This window comes from Nocardia blacklockiae (genome assembly GCF_015477355.1).
In the GTDB taxonomy this organism is placed as follows: Bacteria; Actinomycetota; Actinomycetes; order Mycobacteriales; family Mycobacteriaceae; genus Nocardia; species Nocardia blacklockiae.
On record NZ_JADLRJ010000003.1, the window covers coordinates 548,035 to 570,738 of the forward strand.

Below are 22,704 nucleotides of genomic sequence, written 5' to 3' on the forward strand. Positions count from 1 at the left end.
CGAGCGGTCAGAGCGTCTCCAGGCGACTCAGGACCGCTCGGAGCAGGTCGACGTCCCTGCTCGCGTCCGTCGTGGTGTCCGGCGACCGGTGGATCAGCCGGCCGTCGTCGATCAGGTCGCCGATCAGCACCTTGGTGAGGGTCAGCGGCAGGCCCAGCTGCGCCGACACCTCGGCCACGGACTGCTGCACCCGGCACAGCCGCACGATGGCGGTGTACTCGGGTTCGGTGCGCCGCACCGGGAGCCCGACCGCCCCGTCGATCACCAAGGTCGTCGCGCTCAGTTCCGGTCGTGCCGCGCGGCCCCGGCCGCGCGTGACGGCATAGAGACGAACGAGGGGGCCGGCGTCCTCCTCGTACCAGGATTCGCGCGGGTAATTCATTGCTGTCTCGGGAAATTCGGCTGTCGGCGGGTGTCGACGGCGAGGTGGGCGCCCACCCGCTGCACGGTCTGATTCATCTCGTAGGCCACCATGCCCATGTCGGCGGTCTCCGACGCCAGCAGCGCCAGGCAGGCGTTCTCGCCGGCCGCGGTGATGAACAGCACGGCGCGGTCGAGTTCCACCACGGTCTGGCAGACCCCGCCGGCGTCGAAGTGGCCGCCGGCGGTGCGGGCCAGGCTGTGGAAGGCCGACGCCATCGCGCAGAACCGTTCCGCGTCGGCCCGGTCGAGCTGGGCCGAATGGCCCAGCAGCAGGCCGTCGGTGGACAGCAGCACCACCGATCGGGCGCCGACCAGGCCGTCGATCAACTCGTCGAGCAGCCAGCCGAGGTCAGTGCGCTGGGAAGTGGTCATCGTTGCCGTCTCCTCGGGATTGTTCGGTGGTGTCGGTGTCGGGGCGCGTGTGACGTCCCCGGCGGGTGCCGCCCTCGATGGCGGACATCAGGTTTCGCGCCTCGGTGGCGGTGCGCTGCCGCGGCGGCTCGACCACGGGCATCGCCTGCTCGTCCTCGACCGCGGTGGCCTGGCGGCGGCGGCGCGGCAGCGGCGGCCGGGTCGGCGCGGGCGGCTGGGATCGCGTGGTCGGCTGGGCGGGACGCGTGGGCGGAGGCCCGGTCATGGCGGCGCGGGGCTGCTCCGGTGGCGCGACGGCCACGCCCGTGCGCCCGGCCGGCTCGAACCACGACGACTGCGTGGCCGCCGCGCTCTCCGCTCCGCCGCCGTTCGCCGTGGCGGGTTCCGCCGTGGAATACCGGGTGCCCGCGAGCGCGGCGTACTCGCCCGTGGCCGGCTCGGCGGCCTCGACGGCATCGGGTCCGGCGGATTCGGTGAGCGCGGTGGGGATCAGCACGACCGCCCGGATGCCGCCGTAGACCGATTCGCCCAGGCGGATCGAGATCCCGTGGCGCGTAGCGAGTTTGGCGACCACGAACAGGCCCAGGCGGGTGTCGCCGGTCAGTGCCGCGACACTGAAGTCGGGCGGCTCGGCGAGCATCCGGTTGCGCTCGGCGATCTCCTCGGCGGACATGCCCAGGCCCTGGTCGACGATCTCCACGGCCACGCCGCGCCCGACGGTCGTCGCGGTGACCTCGACCCGCGCCTGCGGTGGCGAGAAGGCGGTGGCGTTGTCCATCAGCTCGGCCATCAGGTGGATGAGGTCGGCCACGGCCTTGCCGGCGATATGCACCTCGGGGACCCGCCCGGTCTGAATCCTGGTGTAGTCCAGGCTTTCTCCGACCGCGCTGCGGATCATCTCGAGCAGCGGCACCGGCTTGCGCCAGCGGCGGCCCGGCTGCTCGCCGCCGAGGATGATCAGGTTCTCGGCGTTGCGCCGCGCGCGGGTGGCCAGGTGGTCGAGCTGGAACAGCAGCTCGAGCTGGTCGGGGTTCTCCTCGCGGCGTTCGGCCTGGTCGAGCAGGGCCAGTTGGCGGTGCACCGCGACCTGGCTGCGGTGGGCGATGTTGAGGAACACGGTGTTGACGCCCGCGCGGGTGGTCGCCTCGGCGACCGCGGCGGACACCGCGGCGACGTGGGCCCGGTTGAACGCCTCGGCCACCTGGCCCAGTTCGTCGGTGCCGAAGTCCAGCCGCGGCACCTCCGCGGTGGTGTCGACCGCCTCGCCCGCCTCCAGCCGCCGCATGATGTCGGGCAGCTGCTCGTCGGCGAGAGACAGTGTGTCGCTGCGCAATCGGCGCATGCGGCCGATGAACCGGTTGGCCAGCACCAGGGCCGCCACGAAGGCCAGCACGGCGATCAGCAGCACCGCCGCGCCGCCGGCCAACGACCGGGCGGCCGTGTCGTCACCCTGTTCGCGGGCGATGACGTGGGCGTCGCGGCTCTGGTCCTCCCACAACCGCAGCAGCGCCGAATTGACCTGACCGGACGCGTTCTGCCAGTCCGCGACGCCGATCGGCAGTTCGGGGGCGCGCGTGCCGGGCCGGGCGCGCGTGGAGTCCTCGGCCGAGACCGGGCCGCGCTGCATGATGGCGTCCTGCATGGCGGTGACCTGCTGCCAGGCGGGGCTGTCGGTGATCGACTTCAGCTGGGCCAGCCGCGCGCCCTTCAGCACGCCGCCCGAATAGGTGACCGCGCCGCGGAATTCGCCGACGTAGCGGTCGAATTCGGTGAGCTGCGCCGGGGACAGTTCGCCCACGATGAGCGCCAGCGCGCCCAGTGTGTCGGCCTTGGACAGCGCCTCGGCGGCCCGCAGCGGTTCCACGCCGTAGGCGAGTTCGATGGCGACGTCGGCGTCGGGCGCCACCCGGGCGGCCAGCAGCGAGGCCCCGACGATGGTCTCGATGATGCTGGTGAACGTCGCGAACACCTGCTCCGGCGGGGCCAGGCGGGCGTCCACGCCGTTGCGCAGCTGCGGCACCAGCGCGAAAAGCTTGTTGTAGCCCTCGATGTCGGACGCCGAGCCGTCGGGGTTCAGCTTGCGGGCCGCGTCGCCCTTGGCGATGACCGCGGCCAGTGCCTCGTCCGACTTCTTTCGCGCGGCGGGCATTTCGCGTTCGGCCTCGGCGTCACCGGCCAGGTGCAGCACCGATAGTCGGCGCTCCTCCTCGAAGGCCTGCACCATCAGGATCGCGGGCGTCGTGGTGCTCGAGGCCAGGTCGGCCCATTCCTTCGCCTCCCGCCCGGATTTCACGAGATAGGACGCGGCGCCCACGCCGATCACCAGCAGCGTCGTGCTCGAGATGAGCACGATGGCCAGTAGGCGGACCCTGACGCTGACCCTGCCGCGTACCCCGCGGCGCCCCAAAATTGCTGGTCTCGAACGTTTTTTGGGCAGATTCGGCCCACTAGCCACAGTTGATCCGTCCGTCCCCGAGTCCGTGCTCGCCCGGCCGCATCGGCATCGATCTCACCGACGTGCCACCTCCTCTGCGCCGCCGTACCAGAACGGCGCATAACTTCTTCCGCCCAGAGGGTAACGAAAACATCGCGAACCGACCACGCTTCCCGTGCCGAAATCGCCGCCGGACCCGGCGAGCTTCCGTTCCTTCCGGGCGGAAAGGTGATTTCATGCGTGAATCGGGTACATCGGGGCCGGGAGGTGCCGGCGTCGTACCCGGTATTCCCATGCGGTAAAGCACAATCCGAGGAGATCCGATTATGCGTAGACCCCGCTTCACCCACCGCTTGGTCGTCACGGTCGCGGCCGTGCTGACGACCGCCGGGCTCGCGGCCGGGCCCGCCGCCGCCGACCCGGCGCCGGAGTGGACCGACGCCGTGCAGCGCCTGCACGCGGCCGCGGCCGGCAACCCGGCCGCCGAACAGGCCGTGGACCGCCTGGCCGCGCACCTGCCCGCGACCTTCGAGGCGGCGCTGCCCGCGCAGCCGTTCCAGATCCCGGCGCAGTCCGACATCGGCCGCGGCGCCGGCCCCGGCGTGTACGGCTCGGGAATCGCGCTCGGGCTGGACGGTTTCCGGTTCGGGTTCTTCGGCGGACCCGGCACCATCGCCCCCAACCAGAGCGGCGCGCGCCTGGATGTGGTGTGGCTCAACCTGTCCAACGGTCGCAGCGGCACCAACACCCTCGTCGAACACCAGGACATTCCGGTCGACACCACGATCCGCACCGGTGTCCTGGATCCCGGTCCCGGCATGATCGTGGCCGCCGTCTACGGGACGCTGTGGCACCGCTGGCCGGTGCCGGTGAGCGACGCCAACCCCGACGGCTTCCAGTACCAGCTCGGCACCATCTCGGTCCCGTCGTTCGGCGCCGTCTACAACTGACGGTTCCCGCCGGTGCCCGGGCGCGCGGCCCCGGGCACCGGTAGTCGACGCCGAGCCTCGCGCGGGAAGCGCTTGTGCCGCAACGATTTTCTCACCGACAGCCACGCGCGTCGCGGTGCCGCTCGTGAACAGCCCGAGCAGTGCGCCGACCGCCTCAGCGCCGGACGCGGTAGCGGATGTGGGTTGCCTGCGGTGTGTCGATCACCCGCACGATCTCCAACTCGGTCTCTGCCGGTAGCACGTCGAACATCCGGCGGCCGCGACCGAGGAGCACCGGGATCAGGTGGATCTGCACCTCGTCCAGGACGCCGGCCTCGATCGCGCGCTGCGCCGTGTACGCGCCGCGAACCTGGACGTCGCGCTCGCCGGCGGCGGCCTTCGCCTGCGCCATCGCGCTCTCGATCCCGTCGTTCACGTACGTCACCAACGGATACCCCCACCGCGCGGCCGGGCTCGGCGGGCGGTGACTGGGCACGAAGATCGGCAGGCCGTTATGGGAGCCGCCCCAGTGATCCATGAGCTCGGCCGTCCGCCGCCCCGACAGCACCGCGCCCGCGGCGTTCCACTCGTCCTCGAATGCTCGGGCTACCGCCGACTCACCGCCCGAACCGGCCCATCGGTGCAGCCGCTCGCCGTCCTCGCCGCCGAGGAAATCATCGGGGTCGGCGATGTACCCGTCGAGCGACATCGACATGTCGAGCACCGATGCGGACACTGCAACCTCCTGAGGTGTGAACACTTGCTTCGGTGAACTCACGCGAGTCCCGATATCTCCGGGAGACCGACGAAGTCCGTGGTCAGTTTCACCGAATAGGTACTGCCGAATCATCGGCAACGCATAGGCGTTCGAGCGCCGCAGGTGGCGCGACACCGAGGCCGCCGAACGGATCTTCCGGCTGCTACGACTCCGCGGCGAACAGCGGGCCCGCTGCCGGGGAAGTGGCGGGTACGTCGAGTAGTCGCGCGGCGGCCCACAGGGTGACCTGGGTGGCCGTGAGCACCGGGCAGCCGGCGACGCGTTCGAGTTCCTCGGTCAGGCCGGCGGCGTGCAGGGCCGTCTCGGGGAGCAGGACGGCCTGTGCGTCGGGGTGTGCGGAGCGGCGGACCAGGTCCACGATGCGTTCCGCGGGCCAGGCCGCCAGCGCGCGATCGGAGCCCGCGGAGGCGTCGACCCGGCGCACGATCTCGGCGCCGGACTCCCGCACCCGCTCGACGAAATGGTTCGACAGCTCGGGGTCGTACACCGATGCCAAAGCGACTGTGCGCAAGGACAAGTGGCGGATCGCGCGCTGATACGCGTCCGTCGTGCTGGTGGCCGGTAGTCCCGTGACGCGACGGATGGTGCGCAGTTGTTCGGTCACGCCCGCCGCGCCGTCCAGGAAACTGGCGCTGGTCACCGCGAAGGCCAGCACGTCGACCTGACGGCCGGCGAGCGCGTCGGGCAGCACGCGCTCCAGATGCGCGGCCGAACCCAGCCGGCGCAGCGCGTCCGCGACCTGCTCGAGGGTCAGCGCGGCGAGATCGTCCACGTCGTCGGGCCACGGGATGTAGACCACGTCGACGTCGAGCGGGGGCCGGAGCCGCCCGGCGAGGTCGAGAAAGTCGTCCTCTCCGGAATCCGGGGTGGGATACAGCAAACCCACACGTCGTCCGTCGCTCACAGGCGTGCATGCTAACGGAGGGCGGCCCGGTCGCGCCGTTGCCAGGGTTCCGGCGTGCCCGGGGACCGCCCCGTGACCGCTCAGGACGCCGCCACGTCCAGTACCCAGGTGACCCCGAACTTGTCGGTCAGCATGCCGTACAGCGGTGCCCACGCCGACGGCGCCAGCGGCTGGCGCACGGTCGCGCCCGCGCTCAATCCTGCCCAGTACTCGCTGATCTCGGCGGTCGCGTCGCCGCGCAGCGAGAGGAAGAAGGAGTTCTCGCCCCGGCTCCACGGTTGTCCCGCCGGGACGTCGTAGGCCATCACGCGAAAGCCGTTGCCCGCCACCACCTGACCCCACATCACGTGGTCCGCGTCGGTACCGTCCGGCACGTGCTGCGCGTCCCCGTAGGTGACCACGACCGTGTCCCCGCCGAGGACGGACTGGTAGAAGGCCAGAGCCGCGCGGGCCTCGCCTCGGAAGTTCAGGTGGGTCACAGCGTCGACAGCCATCGAAGGCTCCTCTCGATTTCCGGTGTGCGGCGCTGCCGCGCCGCTGAAACCACGGTCGCAAGGGAAGAGGACAGGATGTGTCCTCTTCCCGGCGCAGAATGAATTCGTGCCGAAGACCTCCGCCCGACTGCTGTCGCTGCTCTCCCTGCTCCAGTCCCGGCGCGACTGGCCGGGCGCACTGCTGGCCGAACGCCTCGACGTCAGCGTGCGCACCGTTCGCCGCGACGTCGACCGGCTGCGCGAACTCGGCTATCCCATCGCGTCCGGCAAGGGACCGGACGGCGGCTACCGCCTCGGCGCGGGCGCGGACCTGCCACCGCTGCTGTTCGACGACGAGCAGGCCGTGGCACTGGCTTTCGCGCTGCAAACCGCCGCCGCCACCGGCGCGGACCTCGCCGAGGCCGCCGCGCGGGCGCTGACCACGGTGCGGCAGGTCATGCCCGCGCGGTTGCGCCACCGCGTCGACGCGCTGCGGGTGACCGCCGTCGAACGGCCGGGCGAACCCGTCGACCACGCGGTGCTGTCGGCGCTCGGTGCGGCCGTCCACGCCTGCGAGGTGCTGCGCTTCGACTACGAAACCGGCTCGGCGACCGGCGATTCCGTCGCACCCCCGCGTCGGGTGGAGCCGCACCACCTGCTGACCCGGGCCGGGCGCTGGTACCTCGTCGGCTGGGATCTCGACCGCGAGGACTGGCGCGTCTTCCGTGCCGACCGCATCACCCCGCGCATCCCGACGGGACCGCGCTTCACCCCGCGCACGCTGCCGGGCGGTGACCTGGCCGCCTTCGTGACCGGCAGATTCCGCGGCTCCGACGGAACGGGCGACTGGCCGTGCCGCGGCGAGGTGATCCTGCGTCGACCGGCCGCCGACATCGCCCCGTACGTCTCGGACGGTCTCGTCGAGGAACTGGATTCCGGCCGCTGCCGCCTGCTGCTCGGCTCCTGGTCCTGGCCTGCCCTCGCCGCGTCGGTCGGCCGCTTCGACGCCGATATCGAGGTGGTGGGCCCGCCCGACCTGCGGGCCGCGTTCGCCGACCTGGCCCGCCGCTGCGCCCGCGCGGCGGAAACGCCCGCGCCGCAGGCGGTTCGGCGCGGCCGGGGGTGAGAGACGGGGAAATTGTGGGACTTTAGTCCCTAATCTGCCGAAAAGTTGCTCGCGGCACTGGCGTTGTGTCCGTTTGTCGCGTCAAGATGTCTTGCACGACGTTTCCGGTCGGGGGGAGACGCTCACTCGGGCCGCAATCGGGTCGTGCCGATTCTTCTTGTCCTGCGAGGGGATACCTACCTCATGAGTAAGAGACGACTAGCCCTCTTCGTCGGATTCGCCGTCGCAGTGCCGGTTTTCGCGCTGGTCCTCGGTTTCGCGACGCCCGCGGCGGCGGCGATGGGGGTGCCGACCTTCCTCGTGGGCGTGGTCTCCTGCGCCCTGTTCGGTGCCGGGCTCGGCGCGGTGCTACATGTGCTCGCCACCCGGCGCGGCGCACCCGACGACGCCGCCGGCATCGACTTCGGCAAACCGTCGGACAACTCGCTCCCCGCCCCTCGGTCGACCGAGTCGACGAACGGCTGACGACCTCGCCGCGCGCCGGTTTTCTGTCGGTGCTGCCGGGCAGAATGAGGGCGGCTCGTCGATCGGGCCTGTGGCCTAAGGGGAGGGAGGCGTCGCGAAAACGGCCGCTGATCAGCGTCGTTGCCGGGTCGGCGCGGTACGGGGAACATCGGAGGTGGCCCGCCAAGGACGCTCGGGCAAGTGTCGGGCGTGGCCTTCTTCGCGGGCGTCGCGCACCGCACTCGAGCCGACTGGACGGTCTGTAATACCGTTGGCCACCGTGCCGACGGGGGATTTCGGCACCCGGAAAGGATCGAATGAGATGACAGGGACCTTGATCGACGTTCCGAACACCCCGCAGGTGGCGCAGCCCGAACCCGTCGCGCGGCCGATCGGCGGCCGCCCCGGCGATTCGGCCGCGGCGAACCTGTGGCAGCAGGCGAAAACGGTACTGGTGACGCGCGTCGCCGGTCCGCAGCAGCTGGTGACGGTGCCGCGGTTGGTGGTTCCGGTCGGGCAGAATCAGCTCGCGTTCCGCATCTCGTCGTATTCACCCGAGGCCGAGCAGCTGGCCGCCGACGGTCGGGTCGTCGTGCAACCCGGCGACTGGCGGGGCAGTCCCGCGCTCGGATCCCATCAGTCGCAGGGCCGGGCGCAGGTGGTGACCGGCGGCACGCTGCTGCCGTTCGTGCAGTCGGAGCTGGACGCGAAATACCGCTGGCGAGTTCCGTTGGCTCGCTTCGCCCATCGCCTGGCTCGCGGCGCGGCGCCCTACGGCGATGTCATCGTGCTCGTCACGGTGTTCGATCCCGTGCCGATGCTGCCCCCGGCGCACTGATTCGCGGCCGGTCTGTCACAGAACGACGGTGACCGGCGTCTGATGGGCGACACAGTCGAGCGAGAACAGGAGTCGCCCATGGACGGCACGACGGAGACCGCCACCGGGGACCGCGACGGAACCGCACGCGCCGACCGCGCGGACACCGCTACCGAAACCTTCGTCGCCCACCGCAACCTGCTGTTCACCGTGGCCTACGAGATGCTCGGCTCGGCGGCCGACGCGGAGGACGTACTGCAGGAGGCGTGGCTGCGGTGGGTCGGCGTCGACCTCGGCACGGTGCGGGACCGGCGGGCCTATCTGGTCCGGATCGTCACCCGCCAGGCGCTCGGCCGGCTGCGCACGCTCGGCCGCCGCAAGGAGTCCTATGTCGGTCCGTGGCTGCCCGAGCCGCTGCTCACCGCGCCCGACGTGGCCGAGGACGTGGAGCTGGCCGACAGCGTCTCGATGGCGATGATGCTGGTGCTGGAGACGCTCGCGCCGACCGAGCGCGCGGTGTTCGTGCTGCGCGAGGTGTTCGATCTGGACTACGACGAGATCGCGGCGGCCGTCGACAAGACCCCGGCTGCGGTGCGGCAGATAGCGCACCGGGCGCGCGGCCACGTCGCCGCGCGCCGCCCGCGCGGGCCGGTCTCCCCGGACGAGACCCGCGCGGTCCTCGCGGCGTTCCAGCGCGCGATCACGACGGGTGATCTGCAGAGCCTGCTCGACATGCTGGCGCCGGACGTCGTCTTCCTGGGCGACGGTGGCGGAATCCGCCAGGCCGCACTGCATCCCGTGGTCGGCGCCGACACGGTGGCGGCCGTCCTGGCGCGGATCCGCGACACGACGGCACTGCATCCGGCACAGGTCAACGGCTACCCGGCGCTGATCCTGCGGCTCGACGGCGAGATCGACACGGTGGTGGCGGTCCGCATCGACGACGGCCTCATCACCGGCCTCTACGCGGTGCGTAATCCGGAGAAGCTGTCGCGCATGGATCGCGAGACCGTGCTGCGCCGCTGAGCCGTCAACGCTCTCGCGCCACGAGTGCGGCGAGTGCGGCGGCGCCCTCGAGCAGTGCCCGCGATCGGGCTTCGATGTCCGCGTCGCGGGCGGCCAGGGCGGTGCGAATGTCGTTGCCGCGCCGCATGTCTCGCAGGTGTGGCAGCAGGGTGCGCAGGGTGGGGATGCGGTAGCCCGCGAGGCGGAGTTGGTGCACGATGCGGGCATCGCGGACATCGGCGGGGGTGTAGCGCCTGGCGCGGGTGGTGTGCCGGGCGGGGGTGAGCAGTCCCGCCGCCTCCCAGTGTCGCAGTGTCGAGGGGCGGAGGCCGAGCGCGTCCGCCAGTTCGGAAACGGTCATCGCGTCCGAGGGGAGGGGGTCGGCGAGGGGCTCGGTGGTGATGGCGTCGACGGCGGCGGTGGCCAGGTCGAGGTCGCGGCGTTCGCGGTCCAGCCGGGCGTGTGCGGCGTCCAGCCGGGCGAGCATGCGGGTGAGCGGCCGTTCGCGGGCCGCGCGCAGGATCTCCCCGGCCTCGACCGGTCCGGTGCCCGCGGCCAGGGCGCGGTAGGCGAGCGCGGACCGTACGTGGGCGTCGTCGTAGACGCGGTAACCGCTCGCGGTGCGGGTCGCCGGCGGCAGGATGCCGCGCTGTTCGAGGTTGCGCACCTGCTGCACCGAATAGCCGGACCGGCGCGCGACGTCGCCGGTTCGCAGCGACCCCGAGTTGCGGCTTTCCACCCGTCTCACCTCGTCATTCCGCTGTAAGTCTCCACAAGCACTTCAATGTAACGCTGGAATCGTGAGTATCGACGAGATCATCGAGTACATCGAATCGCTCGGCGGCGTGCTGACGCAGCGGCCCGGCCCCGGCGACGGCACCCCCGAGATCGCCTGGGGCGACGCGTTCTTCTGGTACGCCCCGGACGGCGCGGCCCCGGCCGCCACCCAGCCTTTCGCCACCATCGTGACCAAGGACTATCCCGGCGACGACGGATCGCGTCTCGATCGGCCGGACACCTTCCGCGTCAACGTCAACGCGGGTAGAGCGGCATTCATCGAGTGGACCGGCCACACCCCGCGCGAGACTCGAGACCACGAGACCGATCCCAGTGTCGCCGACACCGTGTTCGCGCATCCCGTCTACAGCAGCGCGGGCTGGCTGGCCGTCGTGAACCCGGGCGCGAAGACCCGCGAGCCGCTCCGGAACCTGCTCCGCACGGCTCACGAGCGTGCACGCGCGCACTACGAGCGGCGTGCAAGGTAACCCCGATGCCTCTAGTGGCCCTGGTGACCCGGCTCACTCTCCGGTGGATTGACCTCAACCTTTGTTGAGGCGTGAGGGTGGGGGTACACCGAGAGCTTGGGAGGCACGCATGACCACCACGATTACCGATGCGGCAGTGGGTGATTGGCTGCGGGCGGCCGCGCGGCCGGTCGCGGACACCGACGCCGGTTACACCGGCGCGGACCTGGACGCGCTGGCCGCGGAACTCGCCACGGCGACCGTGGTGGGACTCGGCGAGTCGACCCGGTTCTCCGCCCAGACCTACGGTGTGCGGGACCGCCTCTTCCGGATCCTGGTGCGCGAGTACGGTTTTCGGGGACTCGCTATCCAGGATTCGGTGCCCTCGGGGGAGCGCATCGACGCTTATGTCCGTACTGGTACGGGGGACGTCCGAGCCGCGCTGGCCCAGGCGTGGCGGCCGTTGCGGACGGCGGAGACCGTGGCGACGCTCGAATGGATCCGCGCGTTCAACCGAGACCACCCCGACGATCCGGTCCGCGTGTTCGGCGTCGAGCCGGTCGCCGCGGAACTCGCCGACTACGACACGGTCCTCGACCACGTCCGCCGCACCGCCCCCGCCGCGTTCGACGAACTGAACGCCCACCTGTCGGTCATCCGCACCGCCCACCAGGTGGACGAACACGTCCAACGCCACCAGGGCATCCACCCCGGCCGCCCGTTCGCCGAACACGCCCGCGCCGCCCTGTCCCTCCTCGAGTCCCTACCCCACCCGACCGCCGAGCCCACCGCTCGCGAGGATGCTCTGGAGCGGGCGCGGCGGATCGTGGACTTCCATGAGCACAGCGTGGCCGGGCTCGGGGGGTTCGGGCGGGACGAGCATCGGGCGGCGCGGACGATCATCGATCGGCACGCGGCTAGTGGTGCGCGAATCGTGTACTGGGACGGCATAGCTCACACCGCCGGGCTGCCGATCGATATGGGTGGCGCGGAGGCCGAACGGTTCGTCGGCGGGGGCAGTCACCTGCGCGCGCACTTCGGTCCGCGCTACCTGTCGGTCGCGATCGGCTTCCATCACGGTGACCTCGGCGTCGCCACCGCGCCCGACCCGGCGGCAGACCTCCTCGACGCGACCTTGTCCGCCGTCGACCTGCCGGCCTTCTACATCGACCTGCGCGGGGAGGCGCCCCCGGCGGTCGAGCGCTGGCGGCAGGCACCCGCCCAGGCCCGCGTGATCAGCGGCGTCTACGACCCCGCGCAGGACGCCAAGGCCCGAATCCGAGTGACGTCCCTCCGCGACGCCTTCGACGTCCTGATCCACTTCCGCGAGACCACCCCGGTCCATTGGCTCCCGGAGTTCGACGCCGCCTCCCGCAGCTAGACCATCCGCAAAGCGTTGCGGCCGAGCATTTCTCGGCCGCAACGCGTCGGCAGGCAGGGAAGCCGCACGCGTCGGCAGGCAGGGAAGCCGCACGCGTCGGCGGGCAGGGAAGCCGCGCACGTCGGCGGGCGCGGAAAGCCGCAGCGGGTTAGCGGGCGCAAAGCGCCGCGGCGCGTCAGCGACAGGAAGAGCCGCTGCGCGTTGGTGGGCGCGAAACGTCGCTGCGCGTCGGCGGGCGGAAAGGCCGCGGGCTACCGCAGCTCGAATACGTTCGCTTGCCCGTTGACGACTATGTCGTTGGCGTCGACCAAGGCGACGCGGACCTGGACCTGCTGTCCGGCGGACAGCGGGGCCTGGGAGCCGTCGGTACCGGTCAGTACGACGACCGCGGTCTGCTGGGCGCCGTCGCAGGTGACGGCGGTTTCGGTGCCGGTCGCCGAGGGGCGGTCGGCGTTCGGGTCACCCGCCATGGCCTTGATGGCTGTCACGCCCGCCGACGCCTCGCACGTGTAGTTCACCCCGATATTGGCCGGGCCGACACCGGTGATCTCGATGGTGTTGGCGGCCAGGGCGGGCGCGGCGGTCGCCACCGCGGCCGCGGCCAGCGCCGCGAGCGACGTGGTGACGAGGGCGGGACGTCGGTAATTCCGGATTGTCGCCATGAATCTTCGTCCTCCTGGGTAGCGGATGTAGATCACGGACACGATCACAAGACACCGCGGCGCTTCCCGCAGCACACCGCCATCGTCCCGCACCGCTTCCCGCGGCACCGGCGATCGCTCGAAAATTACCTTCGACCTGCCGTCATGCGCGGCGCACCGGACCGGATCACCGCGCCAGCAGCCGCTCCACCCACTCCAGCCGCTCCTCGATTCCCGACACGGCGAACATCAGGTCCACGAACGCGTCGGGGTAGCCGCGATCGGCCAGGAACCCCAGCGTGTCGGCGACCTGCTCGACCCGGCTGCCCGCCGCGACATTCACCCGGACATGCGTGTGGATGTCGGCGGGATCCCGGCCCGCGTCGCGCGCCGCCTCATCGATGAGCGAGCGCTGCCGTGCGAGCGACTCGACATCGTGCCGCCCTCGCGGCACCTGTACCACCGCCATCCAGCCGTCGGCGCGCCGCCCGACCCGGCGCAGGCCCCGAGAGGTGAAGGCGCCCAAATAGATTGGCGGCCGGGGTTGCTGCGCCGGTTTCAGGTCGATCCACGACGGGGGAACGGACCACCGCTCGCCCCGGTGTTCCACGGGGTTGGTGGTCCACAGCGCGTCGAGGACGTCCAGTAGTTCGTCGAGTTGCGCGCCGCGGCCCGCGAACGGTGCGCCCGCCGCCCGGAACTCGTCCGGCGACCACCCGATCCCGAAGCCAGGCAGCAGCCGCCCGCCGCTGATCACGTCGATGCCGGTCAGCTGCCTGGCCAGCTGGACCGGCGGGTACCACGGCGCGACCAGCACATTGCTGCCCAGCAGGGTCGTACCGGTGGCCGTCGCGGCCACGGTGAGCGCGACGAACGGGTCCAGGCAGGTGCGGAACTCCGGCGGAATGGTGTCCGAGCCGGCGTAACCCGCCGTCGGGTGCACCGGGGCGAGCAGTCGGTCGCCGACCCACAGACTGTCCGCGCCCAACCGTTCCGCCGTCGACGCGAAGTAGCCCACGTCGTCGTACGCCGCCCGGCCGAACTGTGGAAGCGCGAATCCCAGCATGCCGACAGGCTAGCCAGGAAAACCAGCGGGTTCAATATTTAGAACCAGGATTAGCTTACTGAAGCCTCGAAAACTATGGGTATGCAAGGTTTCCGAACGCAACGACGCGGCGTGCAAGCCTTCGGACGGCGGCGGGACATGGGCGTGCGATGGTTTCGGACGGGAGGATGCAGGCGCGCAGAGCTTTCGAACGCAAGCCTTGGGAGCTCGGCTTTCGAACGCAAGCCTTGGGCGCTCGGCTTTCGAACGCAAGCCTTGGGCGCTCGGCTTTCGAACGTAAGACTTGGGCGCTCGCGAGACTTCGTACGGGAACAGGGTGGTCGCGACGGCGCTCGGGACTACGAGTAATCGCGGAAGGTCATGAGGAATCCGGCCGCGGCGATCAGGAACAGCGCGATGTAGACGACCACCCGGAGCGCCAGCCAGGGGATGTCCTGCACCCACAGCCCGCTGATCATGGCGGTCAGCATCAGCACCGTTCCGTAGAACGGCGTCCGCTTCGGGTGCCGGCCCAGGCGAGGTCTCATATCGGACGGCTACCCGATCTCGGGCCGCTCGCACGTGCCGCGGTGGTGACGGCGTGTCGCCGTGTGCGGGGAGCGGCGGGGCGGCACCGTGTACGGGCATGCGGGTGAGTGCGGGGCCGTTCCGGAGAATCTTCGAGCCGAGCGCGGAAGCGACGCGGCCTCGATATATCAACGACCACACGGTGATACGCGACGGGGACGGCCGCTGGCATCTGTTCGGCATCACCGGCACCGAACCGGCCGACCCGTGGCGCGAGATCGAATTCGCGCACGCCACGGCCGACCGGCTGGCGGGGCCGTGGACCGAGCTCCCGCCCGCCCTGACCGTCGACCCGGACTACGGCGAAACCCACCTGTGGGCGCCGTACGTGGTGCGGGCCGAGGACCGCTACCTCATGTTCTACGACGGCGGCGGCACCGACCGCACCGCCACCGCGATGAACCTCGCCACCTCCACCGACCTGCGGCACTGGACCCGCCACCCGCACGGCCCGCTGTTCCGCGACGGCTACGACGCCCGCGACCCGATGGTGCTGCGCATCGGCGAGCGGTGGGTCGTGTACTACTGCGCGACCAGCGCGCCCGGCGGCGGCCACCACGTGGTCGCCTACCGCACCAGCACCGACCTGGTGCACTGGAGTGGGCGGGGCATCGCCTACACCGACCCCAGCACGGGCACCGGGGCCGGGCCGACCGAATCGCCGTTCGTGTTGCGGCACAACGGTTCCTGGTACCTCTTCGTGGGGCCGCGCCCGCGCTACGTCGGCACCGACGTGTTCCGCAGCGACGACCCGCTGCACTTCCGGCACCGCGACAAGGTCGGCCACCTGGCGGCGCACGCGGCCGAGATCGTCGACGACGGCGAGTCGCTGTGGGTCACGCACGCGGGCTGGGAGCAGGGCGGGGTCTACCTCGCGCGCCTGCGCTTCCAGGACTGACGCCGCCCGGCCCGTGGATGACGTACGCCCGGCGTTCGTGGAAGAATCCGGGCCTGTCGGCGAATCCGAGCGTCACCGGGAGGACCGCATGCCTACGCACGCCTTGACGCAGCAGAACTTCGACCAGACCATCGCCCGCGGGGGCATCGTGCTGGTGGACTTCTGGGCCGGCTGGTGTGGCTGGTGCTCGCGGTTCGCGCCGATCTACGAGGAGTCGTCGAATCTGCACCCGGAGATCCTGCACGCCACCGTCGACACCGAGGCCGAGCAGGCGCTCACGGCGGCCGCGCAGATCGCCAGCCTCCCCACCCTGATGGGCTTCCGGGAGGGACTGCTGGTCTACACCAAGCCCGGCTTCCAGACCTCCGCGGAACTTGAGGACGTCGTGCAGTCCATCCAGTGGATGGACATGGACGAGGTGCGCCGCGAGCGGGCCGCGCAGCAGCCGCAGGGCGTCACACCCCAGGGCCCCGCAACCCCGCCGCGCGCCGCGGGCCTCGCGTCCGGCCCCGCCCGCTACGGCTGGCCGGGCCTCCAGACACGCTGAATCCCGCAGCCCTGCACCGCTTCTCGGCACGGCGCACACCAACCCGGTCGCGCAGTGCTCCTCGTGGCCGTCGATCCGCGCATCTCGCAATGCTTCTCGTGGCGGTAGATCACTGTGCGTCGCGATGCTTCTCGTGACGGTAGATCACTGTGCCTCGTGATGCTGTCATGACGGTAGATCACTGTGCCTCGTGATGCTGTCATGACGGTAGATCACTGTGCCTCGCAATGCTTCTCGTGACGGAAGATCACTGTGCCTCGCAACGTGTCGTGACGGTGGCTGAGCGTGGTCTCGCAATGCTGTCGCGACGCTCAATTCTGACTGCCTCGCAACGCTTCTCGGGGCGGAAGGCGAGTCCGGCGAAGGCTGCCAGCGTGCCCGCTACGGCCGTGTAGATCCATCCGGCGCGGAAGTCGGCGAGACCGGGTGCTGCGGTCCGGGTCAGGATGGCGGTCAGAATCGCCACTCCCAGTGCGGAACTGGTCTGGCGGGCCATCATCAGCGTGCCGGAGCCCAGCGACAGTTGGTCTGGAGGCAATAGCGCCGACGCGCCGAAGAGCGGCGGCTGCAACAGTGTGGTGCTGAGCCCGGCGAGGATCGCGCCGGGCAGGAACACCGCAGCGTACGAGGTGGACATCCCGGCCAGGACGGTCCACCAGAGCCCGCCCGCGGCCAGGGCGGCACCGCCGAGTGCGGCCGAGGCGCGGGCACCGACGAGCGCCACGAGGCGGCCCGACAGTGGCGAGGCGAGCAGGCAGCTGAGCGGAATCGGCGCGATGCCGAAGCTGGCGCGCAGTTCCGAATAGTGCCACTGCGCGGTGAGAAACAACGTGCCCGCGAGCAGCAGCGCCGCGAAACCCAGGTAGTAGCAGAACACTCCGAGCGTGGCGGCCCGGAACATCCGGTGCCGCAACACCTCCGGGCTCACCACCGGATCGGGATGGCGGCGCACGTGCCGCGCGAACAACGCCGCCAGCACGAGCGCGGCGGCCAGACTGCCCAGTGTGGCGGCGGAGGTGTAACCCCAATCGGCGGCCTGGACGAATGCCGTGGTCAGCGCGGCCGTGGCACCGAGGATCAGCGCCGCCCCCAGCAGATCCAGGCGTCGCCCGGCGCGCCGGCGGATCTCCGGGAGCACCCGCAGCCCGAGTACGAAGGCGACCAGCGTGAACGGGACGTTGAGGAAGAAGATCCACCGCCAGCCCGCTTGCAGCAGCAGTCCGCCGATGACCGGCCCGCCGGCACCGCCGGCGGCGGCGATCGCGGTCCAGATGCCCATCACGGTCGCGTGCTCGCGCTCGTCGAAGACCGGCAGCACCAGACCCAGCCCGGTCGGCACCAGCAGTGCCGCGGCGGCGGCCTGCACGACCCGCGCGGCGATCAGCACCCCGAGGGTCGGCGCCAGTCCGCAGGCGATCGAGGCCAGACCGAAAAGCGCTATGCCGGTGAGGAATCCGCGCTTGCGGCTGGTGTCGTCGGCGAGCCGCCCCGCGGGCACCAGCAGCGCCGCCATCACGATCGTGTACGCGTTGAGCACCCACGACACGGTGCCGGTCGAGGCGTCGCCGAACGTGTCCCGCAGCGTCGGGAAGGCGACGGTGAGCGCGAACAGGTCGAGGATCGCGAGGAACTGCGCGATGCCCGCCACGGCCAGCACGCGCCAGCGGCGTGCGGAGGCGGTGACCGGAGCGGACGGCGGCCGAAGGCTGACGGAACTGGTCATGGCTGCCACTATCCGGTCACGGAAGGCGGCCCGCGAGTGGCGGAATTGCCAATATGCGCTAGATTTCCGACATGACCGACGCACGTCCGGGCACGATCGCGGTGGCCGTCGCCCCGGGGCAGCCCGTGTTCGAAGTGGCCATTCCCTACCAGGTGTTCGCCGAGCCGCCGCTCGGCGTCGACCCGGAACGCTGGTACGACCTGCGACTGTGCGGCCCGCGCGGCACCCGGCACGCGACGCTGCGCGACCCGTTCGTCACGCTGACCGACTACGACTACGACGACCTGATCGCCGCCGACACGGTCATCGTGCCCGCCACCCCCGACGTGCGGGCCGACCCGCCGGCCGAACTGGTCGAGGCCGTGCGGACCGCGTACGAGGCCGGTGCCCGGGTGGCGGCGCTGTGCTCGGGGGCGTTCGTGCTCGCCGCCGCGGGTCTGCTGGACGGGCGGCGCAGCACCACGCACTGGAAGCACGTGCGCGCCCTGCTGGATCGCTACCCGCACCTGGAGGTGGACCCGGCGGTGCTGTACATCGATGACGGCCGCATCCTCACCAGCGCAGGCACGATGGCGGGAATGGACCTGTGCCTGCACCTGATTCGCCAGGATCTGGGTTCGCAGACGGCCAACGCGGCGGCCCGGGGCATGGTGGTCCCGCCGCACCGCTCCGGCGGCCAAGCGCAGTATCTGCGGTCCCCGGTCCCGGTGTCGGCCGCCGACCCCGGCCTGGCCGCGACGCTGCAATGGGCTCTGGAAAACCTCGAAACACCGCTCACCGTAGGCGATCTCGCACGCCGGGCAGGGACCAGCGAACGCACCCTGGGCCGCCGCTTCCACGCCGAACTCGGCGCCACCCCGCTCCGCTGGCTCCTCACCCAGCGCGTCCTGCGCGCACGAGAACTGCTGGAGGCCACCGACCTTCCCATCGACATCGTCGCCGAACGCTGCGGCCTGGGCAGCGCCGCCAACCTCCGCGTCCACTTCGCCCGCGAGGTGGGCATCGCCCCGAGCGAATACCGCCGCACCTACCGCGCGGGCCGCCACGAGGTCGTGACCGGCTGAGAACTAGCCCGGCCCGGCCAGGCGGTAGCCGTCGAAGAGGCGGCCACCGAACAGGTTCAGCACATCGGTCACCGCGGTGAGCATGGGGGCGGGGGAGCCGGTGGCCGCCGCACGGAGGGCGTCGCTCAGTGTCCGGGCGTGGTCGCTGCCGGTGTCGCGGTCGAAGGCCGCGAGTTCGCGGCGCAGGCGCTTGCCGCCGGCGGACCAGCGGCGGTGGCCGGTGAGGAGCAGGTCGGCGCTTCGCTGCCACAGTTCGGCGGCGACCACCAGCTGTTCGTCCGGGTCGGTGGCGCCCGCCAAGTCGTCGAGGAGGTCGGTCAGCACGTAGCGGCCAGCGCGTAATTCACTGTCGCTCAAGGCCTTCGGGCCCGCGGCGAGCAGCCGCAGCGAATCCTCGCGCAGCCGTGCCCCGCTGCCGTCACGGTCGACCAGGACGACCGAATGGCCGACCAGCCGTAGCGTGCTGGGCCGCCGCCTACTGTCCTCGACCCTGCGAAAGTGTGCCATCGAGGCCTCGGTCTGCACGAACAGCTCGACCGGCCGCCCGTCGTGCAGCAGGGACTCCCGGTAGGGTGCCGGTGGTCCCGCGAGCAGGACGGTGATGTCGAGATCCGAAGTGGCCGTTGCGGTTCCGGTGGCGGTGCTGCCGCCCAGCCAGGCCGCACGCGCGGTGGGGAAGCGGTCGCGGACCAAGTATTCGGCGACGGCGATGTCGTCCTACGTCACCGGGTTGCCTTGACCGCGAGCGGGTTTCGCGTCACAGGCCGTGGACGAGTCGGCGGACGCCGTCGTAGCGCGCGCGGATCTCGCGGCCGCGACCCTCGCCGGGAGCGGAGAACTCCTGCGCGGGCGGTGCGGCCCAGTCCGGCGGCGCGGTCGTGCCGGTGAGTGCCCAGGCCGCCTGGCGTGCGGCGCCGAGCGCGACGTACTCCTGCGGTTCGGGGACGGCCACGGTGACCTCGAAGATCTCCGCGGCGATCTCGGCGACCAGGCGGTTCGCCGCGGCTCCACCAATGAGCAGCACCCGGCGCGGCGCGATGCCGTCGGCGCGCAACCGGTCGAGCGCGTCGGCGAGATTGCACAGCATCCCCTCGATCCCGGCGCGCGCCACATGCTCCGGCGACATGTTGGACACGGTCAGACCGTGCAGGCTGCCCGCGGCGTCGGGGAGGTTCGGGGTGCGTTCGCCGGTGAGGTACGGCAGCAGCGTCAGCCCCTCGGATCCCGGAACAGACTGCCTGCCGAGGGTTTCCAGCTCGCGCAGGCCGACACCGAGCAGTGCCGCCGTCCGGTCCAGCACCCGCGCCGCGTTCAGCGTGCACACCAGCGGCAGGAAAGCGCCTGTGGCGTCGGCGAATCCGTTGATCGCCCCCGCGGCGTCGGCGCTGGGACGCGCGGCGCGGGTGAAGACCGTGCCGCTGGTGCCCAGCGAGACCACCACGTCGCCGTCGCCGATGCCCAGGCCCAGCGCGGCCGCGGCATTGTCGCCGGTGCCTGCCGCCACCAGCAGTCCGTCACCGGTGTGCCCGGCCGTCGCCGCGGGGTCCAGGACTCGGGGTAGTTCGGGGACCCGGCCGCGGAATGCCAGCGCGACGATGTCTTCCCGGTACGCGCCGGTCGCCGGGGACCAGTACCCGGTGCCGGAGGCGTCGCCGCGATCGGTGGTCGGCGCGAGATCGGGGGTGCCGCCGCGCAGCCGCCAGGTGAGGTAGTCGTGCGGAAGCAGCACGCGCGCCACCCGATCGGCGTGCTGCGGCTCGTGATCGGCCAGCCAACGCAGCTTGGCGACCGTGTGCGCGGCCAGGGGCACGCTGCCGACCGCGTCGGCCCAGGCCTGCGGCCCGCCGAACTCCTCGGTCAGCTCGCGCGCGGCCGCGGCGGAGCGGGTGTCGTTCCACAGCAGCGCCTTGCGCACCGGAACTCCCGCCGCGTCGAGCGCGACCAGGCCGTGCTGCTGACCCGCCACCGAGATCGCCGACACCCCGTCGAGCAACCCGTCGCGGGCCGCCCGCAGCGCCCGCCACCACGCCTCGGCGGGCACCTCGGTGCCGTCGGGATGCGGAACCTTGCTGTGCCGCAGGATTTTCCCGCTGTCCGCGTCGCAGACCACGACCTTGCACGATTGGGTCGAACTGTCGACTCCGGCTACCAACATCAGTACCGCTCCTTCGATATCGGCCGGTTCACCGCGACGGTACCGAATGCCGCCGGCCGGTCACCGATCGATGCTGGTACCACAGCGCGGTGGTCGCGATGTCGGCGCCGTCGAGGGGCAGGTAGCGGTCGTCGTCGCGCCAGCCCAGCGCCTGGACGGTGACGCGCAGGCTGCGATCGAAGCAGATCGGGTCGCGCACGTGCCAGCGGTACATGCCGAAACGCTGGCCCGGCTGGTAGATCTGGTCGTCGGGCAGCGCCTGCACGAAACCCAGGTACGGGGTGGAATAGGTGCGGTAGGAGTCGTCGAGGTCGAAGTTCCAGGCGCCGCCGAAGTAGTCCTCGGTGCCGGTGCCGCAGATCGTCGGGAACTCGGTGTCACCGTCTAGGTAGAACTTCAGCTCGCCCTCGCCCCACCAGCCGGGCGAGTTCGGCACGATCGCCAGATAGGTGCCGACGTAGCGGCCCGGCCCCGGCACGTCCTCGAGAATGGTGTGCACCGCGGGGTGTCCGAGGGGACTGCGGCGCACCCAGCGCGCGTGCAGGTAGCCCGCCGAGCGCGGCACCTCCTGCTCCAGATAGGTGATCTGGTAGTACACCGGAACCCGGCGGTCGCCGGCGTTGTGCAGGGTGACGCGGGCGCGGGCGCGAAAGGGCATGGGCCAGAAGCTGTTCAGCCCGCCGGCCGCCGCGACCACCACCATCTCCGAATTCACCAGCGCCAGCTCGTCCCAGGCATTGCAGAAGAACGCGCCCAGCGGCACGTCGATCGCGGGCTCGGCGTCGCCGTCCCAGTACATCCGCAGCCGCAGGTCCGAGAGCACGTCGCGGTCGGTGGTGAGCCAGAGGTGCCGGATGACACCCGGCCCGGTCACGTCGGCGAGGGTGGCCGTGGTGCCCGGGGCCAGGTGGATCGACGGGGACACCTTCCAGCCGATGCCCAGATCACCGGCCGCGTGCGCCCCCGTACCGGCCGCCGCGCGCCCGCCCGCTCCCGGAGCGCCCGTGGGGTTCTCCGGGCTGATGGAGCGGGTCCGTCCTTGGTCGAGCCGCCATAGTTCGTGCACCATCGGGATTTTGACACGCGACCCGCCCCGCGTGGTCGCGATTCGCGCGGACGGCGGCGATCGCGGCGGCCTGTCGCGCCGGAAAACAGCGCGCGTCGACGCGCGGCCTGCGCTAGCGTCGCCCCATGTCGTGGACCGCGCCGCCGATTGACCGTCCCCGCCTGCGCACCGCCGGTGACGAACGGGCGCTGCTGCAATCCTGGCTGGATCACCACCGGTACACGCTGCTGGCGAAGTGCGCCGGCCTGTCCGCCGCGCAGCTGCGGCTGCGCAGCGCCGAACCGTCGACGCTGTCGCTGCTCGGCCTGGTCCGGCACATGACGGACGTGGAGCGGTCGTGGTTCCGGATCCGCGCGGCCGGTCAGGACCTCGCCTACCACTACTCCACCGCCGACAACGTCGACGGCGAGTTCGACGACGTCGACATCGCCGACGCCGCCGCGGACCTCGAACGCTTCCGCGCCGAGCTGGCATCGGTGGACGAGGCGGTCGCGGGCATCCCGCTCGAGCACACCTTCGTGCACCCGCGCTCGGGCGAGGTGACCAGCCTGCGCTGGGTGTACCTGCACCTCATCGAGGAGTACGCCCGCCACAACGGGCACGCCGACCTGCTGCGCGAACGCATCGACGGCGTGACCGGCGCCTGA

Annotated in this window: 25 protein-coding genes; 11 read left to right on the forward strand and 14 right to left on the reverse strand. The window is 71.3% G+C overall.

Features of this window, described 5'->3' with window-relative positions; translation table 11 throughout:
• Positions 1 to 7: 7 nt before the first annotated feature.
• Genes IU476_RS11995 through IU476_RS12005 form a run of 3 tightly spaced genes read right to left on the reverse strand, consistent with a single transcriptional unit; the run spans position 8 to position 3,145 of the window.
• Positions 8 to 382, reverse strand: a complete 375-nt coding sequence (locus IU476_RS11995; RefSeq protein WP_195099528.1) for a DUF742 domain-containing protein — start codon at positions 380 to 382, stop codon at positions 8 to 10.
• Positions 379 to 795: a roadblock/LC7 domain-containing protein gene (locus IU476_RS12000; RefSeq protein ID WP_195099530.1), complete on the reverse strand. Its 417-nt coding sequence runs from the start codon at positions 793 to 795 to the stop codon at positions 379 to 381. The genes IU476_RS11995 and IU476_RS12000 overlap by 4 nt, the downstream gene beginning before the upstream one ends.
• Positions 773 to 3,145: a sensor histidine kinase gene (locus IU476_RS12005; RefSeq protein WP_324194024.1), complete on the reverse strand. Its 2,373-nt coding sequence runs from the start codon at positions 3,143 to 3,145 to the stop codon at positions 773 to 775. The genes IU476_RS12000 and IU476_RS12005 overlap by 23 nt, the downstream gene beginning before the upstream one ends.
• 410 nt (positions 3,146 to 3,555) lie before the next feature.
• Between IU476_RS12005 and IU476_RS12010 the strand changes: the two genes are divergently transcribed.
• Positions 3,556 to 4,179 carry a hypothetical protein gene (locus IU476_RS12010; protein ID WP_195099532.1) on the forward strand — a complete coding sequence of 208 codons (624 nt, stop codon included), beginning with the start codon at positions 3,556 to 3,558 and terminating at the stop codon, positions 4,177 to 4,179.
• 154 nt (positions 4,180 to 4,333) lie between these two features.
• Here the strand turns inward: IU476_RS12010 and IU476_RS12015 are convergent, their stop codons facing one another.
• The 3 genes from IU476_RS12015 to IU476_RS12025 form a co-directional block, all read right to left on the reverse strand.
• Positions 4,334 to 4,894, reverse strand: a complete 561-nt coding sequence (locus tag IU476_RS12015; RefSeq protein ID WP_324194025.1) for a dihydrofolate reductase family protein — start codon at positions 4,892 to 4,894, stop codon at positions 4,334 to 4,336.
• A 184-nt stretch (positions 4,895 to 5,078) separates the two neighbouring features.
• Positions 5,079 to 5,840, reverse strand: coding sequence for a maleate cis-trans isomerase family protein (locus IU476_RS12020; protein ID WP_195099534.1), 762 nt, complete (start codon positions 5,838 to 5,840; stop codon positions 5,079 to 5,081).
• Between the two features lie 80 nt (positions 5,841 to 5,920).
• The gene (locus IU476_RS12025) at positions 5,921 to 6,334 is read right to left on the reverse strand and encodes a VOC family protein (protein WP_195099536.1); all 414 of its coding nucleotides are present in this window, start codon (positions 6,332 to 6,334) and stop codon (positions 5,921 to 5,923) included.
• A 106-nt stretch (positions 6,335 to 6,440) separates the two neighbouring features.
• Between IU476_RS12025 and IU476_RS12030 the strand changes: the two genes are divergently transcribed.
• The 4 genes from IU476_RS12030 to IU476_RS12045 all read left to right on the forward strand — a co-directional run bounded on the left by IU476_RS12030 (position 6,441) and on the right by IU476_RS12045 (position 9,726).
• The gene (locus tag IU476_RS12030; RefSeq protein ID WP_195099538.1) at positions 6,441 to 7,439 is read left to right on the forward strand and encodes a helix-turn-helix transcriptional regulator; all 999 of its coding nucleotides are present in this window, start codon (positions 6,441 to 6,443) and stop codon (positions 7,437 to 7,439) included.
• Between the two features lie 183 nt (positions 7,440 to 7,622).
• The gene (locus IU476_RS12035) at positions 7,623 to 7,904 is read left to right on the forward strand and encodes a hypothetical protein (RefSeq protein WP_195099540.1); all 282 of its coding nucleotides are present in this window, start codon (positions 7,623 to 7,625) and stop codon (positions 7,902 to 7,904) included.
• Positions 7,905 to 8,205: 301 nt separating this feature from the next.
• A complete protein-coding gene (locus IU476_RS12040) occupies positions 8,206 to 8,721 on the forward strand; it encodes a hypothetical protein (protein WP_195099541.1) in 516 nt (171 codons plus the stop codon).
• 78 nt (positions 8,722 to 8,799) lie between these two features.
• Positions 8,800 to 9,726, forward strand: a complete 927-nt coding sequence (locus IU476_RS12045; protein WP_195099542.1) for an RNA polymerase sigma-70 factor — start codon at positions 8,800 to 8,802, stop codon at positions 9,724 to 9,726.
• Between the two features lie 4 nt (positions 9,727 to 9,730).
• Here IU476_RS12045 and IU476_RS12050 read toward each other — a convergent pair whose 3' ends face one another.
• Positions 9,731 to 10,444, reverse strand: coding sequence for a MerR family transcriptional regulator (locus IU476_RS12050; protein ID WP_195099543.1), 714 nt, complete (start codon positions 10,442 to 10,444; stop codon positions 9,731 to 9,733).
• A gap of 61 nt (positions 10,445 to 10,505) precedes the next feature.
• On the opposite strand from IU476_RS12050, the gene IU476_RS12055 reads away from it, so the two are divergent.
• Together IU476_RS12055 and IU476_RS12060 are read left to right on the forward strand one after the other, a co-directional pair.
• Positions 10,506 to 10,970: a DUF6194 family protein gene (locus IU476_RS12055; protein WP_195099544.1), complete on the forward strand. Its 465-nt coding sequence runs from the start codon at positions 10,506 to 10,508 to the stop codon at positions 10,968 to 10,970.
• Positions 10,971 to 11,079: 109 nt separating this feature from the next.
• Positions 11,080 to 12,330: an erythromycin esterase family protein gene (locus tag IU476_RS12060; RefSeq protein ID WP_195099545.1), complete on the forward strand. Its 1,251-nt coding sequence runs from the start codon at positions 11,080 to 11,082 to the stop codon at positions 12,328 to 12,330.
• Positions 12,331 to 12,581: 251 nt separating this feature from the next.
• Here the strand turns inward: IU476_RS12060 and IU476_RS12065 are convergent, their stop codons facing one another.
• The 3 genes from IU476_RS12065 to IU476_RS12075 form a co-directional block, all read right to left on the reverse strand.
• Entirely contained in the window at positions 12,582 to 12,992 is a 411-nt protein-coding gene (locus IU476_RS12065; RefSeq protein WP_195099546.1) for a hypothetical protein, read from the reverse strand.
• Between the two features lie 166 nt (positions 12,993 to 13,158).
• The gene (locus tag IU476_RS12070) at positions 13,159 to 14,037 is read right to left on the reverse strand and encodes a TIGR03619 family F420-dependent LLM class oxidoreductase (protein ID WP_195099548.1); all 879 of its coding nucleotides are present in this window, start codon (positions 14,035 to 14,037) and stop codon (positions 13,159 to 13,161) included.
• Between the two features lie 338 nt (positions 14,038 to 14,375).
• The gene (locus tag IU476_RS12075; RefSeq protein WP_195099550.1) at positions 14,376 to 14,564 is read right to left on the reverse strand and encodes a hypothetical protein; all 189 of its coding nucleotides are present in this window, start codon (positions 14,562 to 14,564) and stop codon (positions 14,376 to 14,378) included.
• A 98-nt stretch (positions 14,565 to 14,662) separates the two neighbouring features.
• Between IU476_RS12075 and IU476_RS12080 the strand changes: the two genes are divergently transcribed.
• Both IU476_RS12080 and IU476_RS12085 read left to right on the forward strand, forming a co-directional pair.
• On the forward strand, positions 14,663 to 15,502 hold the full coding sequence (locus tag IU476_RS12080; RefSeq protein ID WP_195099551.1) for a glycoside hydrolase family 32 protein: 840 nt from the start codon (positions 14,663 to 14,665) through the stop codon (positions 15,500 to 15,502).
• A gap of 88 nt (positions 15,503 to 15,590) precedes the next feature.
• Positions 15,591 to 16,049 carry a thioredoxin family protein gene (locus IU476_RS12085; RefSeq protein ID WP_195099552.1) on the forward strand — a complete coding sequence of 153 codons (459 nt, stop codon included), beginning with the start codon at positions 15,591 to 15,593 and terminating at the stop codon, positions 16,047 to 16,049.
• Between the two features lie 247 nt (positions 16,050 to 16,296).
• On the opposite strand, the gene IU476_RS12090 is transcribed toward IU476_RS12085, so the two are convergent.
• Complete coding sequence (locus IU476_RS12090; protein ID WP_195099553.1) at positions 16,297 to 17,772, reverse strand: MFS transporter; 1,476 nt, start codon at positions 17,770 to 17,772, stop codon at positions 16,297 to 16,299.
• A 71-nt stretch (positions 17,773 to 17,843) separates the two neighbouring features.
• Between IU476_RS12090 and IU476_RS12095 the strand changes: the two genes are divergently transcribed.
• A complete protein-coding gene (locus IU476_RS12095; protein WP_195099554.1) occupies positions 17,844 to 18,836 on the forward strand; it encodes a GlxA family transcriptional regulator in 993 nt (330 codons plus the stop codon).
• Between the two features lie 3 nt (positions 18,837 to 18,839).
• On the opposite strand, the gene IU476_RS12100 is transcribed toward IU476_RS12095, so the two are convergent.
• The 3 genes from IU476_RS12100 to IU476_RS12110 form a co-directional block, all read right to left on the reverse strand.
• Complete coding sequence (locus IU476_RS12100; protein ID WP_195099555.1) at positions 18,840 to 19,529, reverse strand: nucleotidyltransferase domain-containing protein; 690 nt, start codon at positions 19,527 to 19,529, stop codon at positions 18,840 to 18,842.
• A 64-nt stretch (positions 19,530 to 19,593) separates the two neighbouring features.
• Positions 19,594 to 20,994, reverse strand: coding sequence for a xylulokinase (gene xylB, locus IU476_RS12105; RefSeq protein WP_228823596.1), 1,401 nt, complete (start codon positions 20,992 to 20,994; stop codon positions 19,594 to 19,596).
• 25 nt (positions 20,995 to 21,019) lie between these two features.
• Positions 21,020 to 22,060: a glycoside hydrolase family 172 protein gene (locus IU476_RS12110; protein ID WP_195099557.1), complete on the reverse strand. Its 1,041-nt coding sequence runs from the start codon at positions 22,058 to 22,060 to the stop codon at positions 21,020 to 21,022.
• A gap of 122 nt (positions 22,061 to 22,182) precedes the next feature.
• Here IU476_RS12110 and IU476_RS12115 point away from each other — a divergent pair, with 122 nt between their 5' ends.
• Positions 22,183 to 22,704, forward strand: a complete 522-nt coding sequence (locus IU476_RS12115) for a DinB family protein (RefSeq protein ID WP_195099559.1) — start codon at positions 22,183 to 22,185, stop codon at positions 22,702 to 22,704.

What these genes read in the sequence shown, in the direction of transcription:
- IU476_RS12010 (WP_195099532.1), top strand. Translation starts at nt 3,556, where the DNA reads ATGCGTAGACCCCGCTTCACCCACCGCTTGGTCGTCACGGTCGCGGCC.
- IU476_RS12060 (WP_195099545.1), top strand. Translation starts at nt 11,080, where the DNA reads ATGACCACCACGATTACCGATGCGGCAGTGGGTGATTGGCTGCGGGCG.
- IU476_RS12115 (WP_195099559.1), top strand. Translation starts at nt 22,183, where the DNA reads ATGTCGTGGACCGCGCCGCCGATTGACCGTCCCCGCCTGCGCACCGCC.
- IU476_RS12090 (WP_195099553.1), bottom strand. Translation starts at nt 17,772, where the DNA reads ATGACCAGTTCCGTCAGCCTTCGGCCGCCGTCCGCTCCGGTCACCGCC.
- IU476_RS12065 (WP_195099546.1), bottom strand. Translation starts at nt 12,992, where the DNA reads ATGGCGACAATCCGGAATTACCGACGTCCCGCCCTCGTCACCACGTCG.
- IU476_RS12035 (WP_195099540.1), top strand. Translation starts at nt 7,623, where the DNA reads ATGAGTAAGAGACGACTAGCCCTCTTCGTCGGATTCGCCGTCGCAGTG.
- IU476_RS12040 (WP_195099541.1), top strand. Translation starts at nt 8,206, where the DNA reads ATGACAGGGACCTTGATCGACGTTCCGAACACCCCGCAGGTGGCGCAG.
- IU476_RS12095 (WP_195099554.1), top strand. Translation starts at nt 17,844, where the DNA reads ATGACCGACGCACGTCCGGGCACGATCGCGGTGGCCGTCGCCCCGGGG.
- IU476_RS12080 (WP_195099551.1), top strand. Translation starts at nt 14,663, where the DNA reads ATGCGGGTGAGTGCGGGGCCGTTCCGGAGAATCTTCGAGCCGAGCGCG.
- IU476_RS12110 (WP_195099557.1), bottom strand. Translation starts at nt 22,060, where the DNA reads ATGGTGCACGAACTATGGCGGCTCGACCAAGGACGGACCCGCTCCATC.
- IU476_RS12085 (WP_195099552.1), top strand. Translation starts at nt 15,591, where the DNA reads ATGCCTACGCACGCCTTGACGCAGCAGAACTTCGACCAGACCATCGCC.
- IU476_RS12070 (WP_195099548.1), bottom strand. Translation starts at nt 14,037, where the DNA reads ATGCTGGGATTCGCGCTTCCACAGTTCGGCCGGGCGGCGTACGACGAC.
- IU476_RS11995 (WP_195099528.1), bottom strand. Translation starts at nt 382, where the DNA reads ATGAATTACCCGCGCGAATCCTGGTACGAGGAGGACGCCGGCCCCCTC.
- IU476_RS12045 (WP_195099542.1), top strand. Translation starts at nt 8,800, where the DNA reads ATGGACGGCACGACGGAGACCGCCACCGGGGACCGCGACGGAACCGCA.
- IU476_RS12025 (WP_195099536.1), bottom strand. Translation starts at nt 6,334, where the DNA reads ATGGCTGTCGACGCTGTGACCCACCTGAACTTCCGAGGCGAGGCCCGC.
- IU476_RS12075 (WP_195099550.1), bottom strand. Translation starts at nt 14,564, where the DNA reads ATGAGACCTCGCCTGGGCCGGCACCCGAAGCGGACGCCGTTCTACGGA.
- IU476_RS12000 (WP_195099530.1), bottom strand. Translation starts at nt 795, where the DNA reads ATGACCACTTCCCAGCGCACTGACCTCGGCTGGCTGCTCGACGAGTTG.